General features: G+C 52.6%; 4 protein-coding genes. 2 read left to right on the top strand and 2 right to left on the bottom strand.

Annotated features, from left to right (window positions below):
* Positions 1–1,628, bottom strand: a 1,628-nt coding sequence (locus tag ACWVCN_RS06945; protein WP_455244833.1) for an elongation factor G, incomplete at its 3' end; no start/stop codon positions are given.
* Positions 1,629–1,711: 83 nt separating this feature from the next.
* Positions 1,712–2,431, bottom strand: coding sequence for a RadC family protein (radC, locus tag ACWVCN_RS06940; protein ID WP_455244832.1), 720 nt, complete (start codon positions 2,429–2,431; stop codon positions 1,712–1,714).
* Between the two features lie 673 nt (positions 2,432–3,104).
* Here radC and rsmD point away from each other — a divergent pair.
* Entirely contained in the window at positions 3,105–3,677 is a 573-nt protein-coding gene (gene rsmD / locus ACWVCN_RS06935; protein ID WP_455244831.1) for a 16S rRNA (guanine(966)-N(2))-methyltransferase RsmD, read from the top strand.
* Positions 3,674–4,162: a pantetheine-phosphate adenylyltransferase gene (coaD, locus tag ACWVCN_RS06930; protein ID WP_455244830.1), complete on the top strand. Its 489-nt coding sequence runs from the start codon at positions 3,674–3,676 to the stop codon at positions 4,160–4,162. The genes rsmD and coaD overlap by 4 nt, the downstream gene beginning before the upstream one ends.
* The last annotated feature ends 44 nt before the right edge of the window (positions 4,163–4,206 follow it).

The raw sequence follows: 4,206 nt of genomic DNA, 5'->3' as shown, positions 1-4,206 counted from the left end.
TTTTCTACTGCTGGTATGAAATTGCGGGGGATCACTCCGCCAACGACGCGATTAATGAAAGCAAACCCCTCCCCGCGCGTAAGGGGTGAGATTTCGAGCCAGCAATCCCCATACTGTCCGTGGCCGCCCGTTTGTTTCTTGTATTTCCCCTGTGCCTGGGCGGTGCTGCGTATAGTTTCGCGGTAAGGAATTTTCGGTGTGTGAATAACGACCTCTGCTCCGTACTTACGTCGAAGTTTTTCTAACGCGAGGTCGAGGTGGATTTGTCCTGTTCCGCTCAGTACCATTTCCTTTGTGTCGGCGTTGCGTGAGAAACCGAGTGAAGGATCTTCTTCGATCAGTTTGTGAAGACCGAGGCTGACCTTATCAATGTCGCCGCTGGATTTGGGTTCAATGGCAAATGAGAAGACTGGTCTCGGCAGAACTGGCCAGGCATAGGCGATCGGATCATGGTCATCACAGAGCGTATCACCAGTTTGAGCGTCCTTGAGCTTGCCAATCGCGACGATGTCCCCTGCCCCGATTGAGGCTACCGCGGTATGTTTCTTTCCGAGAAGGGTGTATAGATGTCCACTCTTTTCCTTAATCTTTCTTGTTGAATTGAAGAGGATGGTATCGCCTTTCAGGGTGCCCGACAGGATGCGGACATAAGATAATCGCCCAACGAATGGATCAATAATGGTTTTGAAGATTACACCGGAGAACGGATCGTCCGAACTCGCTTGTCGATTCACTGTCGCACCGGTATCTGGATGAGTACCTACGATTGGAATTAGTGATTGCCGATCGCTTGGAGACGGCAGAAAATCGACGATCGCGTTCAAGAGCGGGACAATGCCTATATTTTTTAAGGCTGAGCCGACATAGGCCGGCACCACCGTTCCTTTTTGAATTGCCATTCGCAAGCCACTCATCACCTCCGCTTGCTCCAATTCCCCTGCTGACAGATATCGATCAAGCAATCCATCGTCGGACTCAGCCGCCGCTTCCTGGATCCTTTTTCTGGCCTGCGTCGCTTGCTGTGTAAGCGACGCAGGAACAGCTTGTTCATGCCATTTGGCTTCGTTCGGCCGGGACTGAATCGCTGTCTGTCGGAGAAAATCGACGACTCCATCAGCCTGCTCGCCCTCCTTGATCCAGTAAGACATCGGCAGGGGCTTTATTCCCAGGTCCCGCTGGCATGCGGTAAACAACTCGTCCGTTGCGATGGTTTCTCGGTCGAGTTCGTTTATGAATATGAGGCAAGGCAAATGCCTGTCTTTGATAAGAGACCAGAGCCTGACCAACTCGCTCCTGATTCCTCTGCTGGGGGTTAGTACGACTATGACTGCATCAACGGCCTGGAGTGCTGTGAGAACCTCTCCCTGTAAACCAAGTGCGCCGGGTGTATCGAGCAGATTAATAATAGCTTGATTCCACGTAGCACGAAGGACGCTGGTGCTGACGGAACTGCGGTGGTGGATTTCTTCCGGTTCGAAATCGGAGGAGGTGGTGCCCTGCGCGACAGATCCGAGACTCTGGATCGTTCCGGTCGTAAAGAGGATCGCTTCGGCCAACGACGTCTTGCCCGCTCCGCGATTCGCAATGATGGCCACATTTCTCAGATCACGCACAGCGATGTTGTTCATGAGGCCCTCCTCTCATCGTAGTACGGAAGCTGTCGCGCTTCCGATTAGGGTTTCACGTTACATCAATCACATACTCCTTCTATTTATTGAAATATAAGGCTGCTGTCGCTTAGCCACCCCTGATCGGCAAAACTCACATAACGACCGTCTCCGACCACGATGTGGTCGAGTACTCGAATCCCAAGCAGTTCTCCGGCCGACACCAATCTTGCCGTGAGAATCCGATCTTCTTGACTCGGAGTCGGATCGCCGCTGGGATGATTGTGGAGAAAAATTACGGCAGCCGCTGATTCCCTGACCGCCATGGTAAAGACTTCACGCGGGTGAACAATGCTCAGCGTTAAACTGCCTTCCGACACCGTAGCGTCTCGGACAATAGCGTGCTTGGCATCCAACAGCACGACTTTGAATACTTCATGCCTCAGGTCTCGCAGTGTCGGATGGTAATGGTCAAAAAGATCTCGACTGGAAGAAATTTTAGTGCCTTTCGAGAGTGGAGAAGCAAGAACGCGCCGCCCTAATTCGATAGCCGCCTTCAGTTGTGCTGCTTTTGCCTGCCCGACTCCTGGCACATGACAGAGTTCTTCAATGCCGCAACGAGCCAAGCCAGCAACTCCGCCGAGTCGATGCAGGATGTCCATTCCGACCTGCACTGCCGAGGAACTCTGCCGTCCAACTCGAAGGAGGATGGCAAGCAGCTGTGCATCTGTAAGCGCCTCTGAGCCTTGCGCAAGTAAGCGTTCGCGGGGCCGTTCTGCCTCAGGCCATTGGGTTATTCCCTGCCCGGCTTTTCTTTTTACCATGTAGGTAGGCCCTCCAAGCGCAAAAATATGACAAGCTGAACGATTTTGTACTAGCTAGAGCCCCCCTTACGGCCGCTTGCTGACAAATACTTAACCGCTAACGTGTTGAAATTACGTATCAACAGAAATTGGTTCGGCTCTTGCTTTGCCACAGCTTCGGCTGTGGACATAACAACCTGGGAGGAACCGATGGAATGTCCGAAGTGCAAAGGGCTCATGATGTTAGAGCGGTTCTCCGACTTCTTCCTCATCTTTTACGCCTGGAAGTGCGTCAATTGCGGCGCCATTATTGATCGGACCATCTCCAATAACAGGCGGAAGAGTCTTGCGGCGCGCGATACGCAACCGGCGCGATCAGTTCAGCCTTCGGTCGGTGCTCGCTGAACAGATTAAGGGCGGACTGAGCGTAAGCCCGGAAATATCTGCCAGTCCATCCGGTTGCAAAGCGCATCCTCCCACTTATCCTTTCACCAGCCGGAAATTATAGTCAGCGCGTGGCCAGCCGTCAAAATACCAACAATAGTATCCCCGATCAGGGGCCTCTTCTACCGTCGAAGCTGTTATAGCAGCTGCCGGGATCAACATCTCCTTCCTGAGCGCATGCTCACCTTGACCCCTTCAAAAACGCTATGTTAGAGTCTGTCGCGCCTAGATTGCCTCTCCCTAAGATCTTATGCGAGTCATAGCCGGTTCCCACCGAGGTCGACGTCTCCATAGACCACAGGGTACGATGGTTCGTCCTACGTCTGATAAAGTGCGCGAGGCACTGTTCTCCATTCTCGGGGCGCGGGTTTCGGGTAGCAGGTTTCTTGATTTGTATGCGGGAACGGGGGCCGTCGGGATTGAAGCCCTCAGCCGTGGAGCGAACATCGTGACATTCGTAGAGGCGGACCCCAAAATTGCACAATTACTTCGAAGGAATCTCACGGCCTGTCAATTCCTTGATCGGTCAGATGTGCAGATCAAAACAGTGAAGAAATTTTTGCAATCAAACGGTCTGTGGCATGGACCGTATGATGTGCTCTTCGCTGATCCTCCTTATGCCGTCAGTGAAGCGGCGGCTTTGGTTCTTGGCGGATGGAATACTGAGCTTCTGAAGCCTGATGCCGTCATGGTACTGGAACAAGATGCCCGCGCCGAACTTCCGGATTCCACTGACTCCGCGATGCTTGTCCGGCGTTATGTATATGGAGATACCGCGCTTTTTGTTTATCGGTCTGCCAGGGAGACTATGGTTCTGTCATGAAGATCGGTATTTACCCCGGCACCTTCGATCCCATCACTCACGGGCATACTGATATCATTACTCGAAGCTTGCGCGTCTTTGACAAGGTTGTCGTGGCCGTGGCTCCAAACCCGGCTAAATATCCGCTCTTTAATTTGGCTGAGCGATTGGAGATGGTTCAGTTGGTCCTCAAAGACCTCGGGCAGGTTGAAGTTGTCACATTTGAAGGGTTGCTTGTTGATTATGTTCAACGGTTCGGCGCCCATGCGATTATCCGTGGCCTTCGCGCGATCTCGGACTTCGAGCATGAGTTCCAAATGGCCCTCATCAACCGCAAGCTCGCGAAAGAGGTGGAAACCGTGTTCTTAATGCCTAGCGAAGAGTTCTCCTATCTGTCCTCGTCGATCATTAAAGATGTCGCATTTCACGGAGGGACTTTGACGGAGTTTCTGCATCCGGAAATTGCATGTCGTCTCCAAGCTCGCGTACGGAGCCTCAAATCATGAGATTGGCAGCCCGTGTAAGCCGCATTGCTCCCTCCCCGACTCTC

This window comes from Petrachloros mirabilis (assembly GCF_975968855.1).
Note: the sequence above shows the minus strand (reverse complement) of the source record. Positions and strands in the feature narration are given on the sequence as shown.

Excerpts from the sequence above, each read along its gene's own strand:
- rsmD (WP_455244831.1), top strand. The coding sequence starts at position 3,105 with ATGCGAGTCATAGCCGGTTCCCACCGAGGTCGACGTCTCCATAGACCA.
- coaD (WP_455244830.1), top strand. The coding sequence starts at position 3,674 with ATGAAGATCGGTATTTACCCCGGCACCTTCGATCCCATCACTCACGGG.
- radC (WP_455244832.1), bottom strand. The coding sequence starts at position 2,431 with ATGGTAAAAAGAAAAGCCGGGCAGGGAATAACCCAATGGCCTGAGGCA.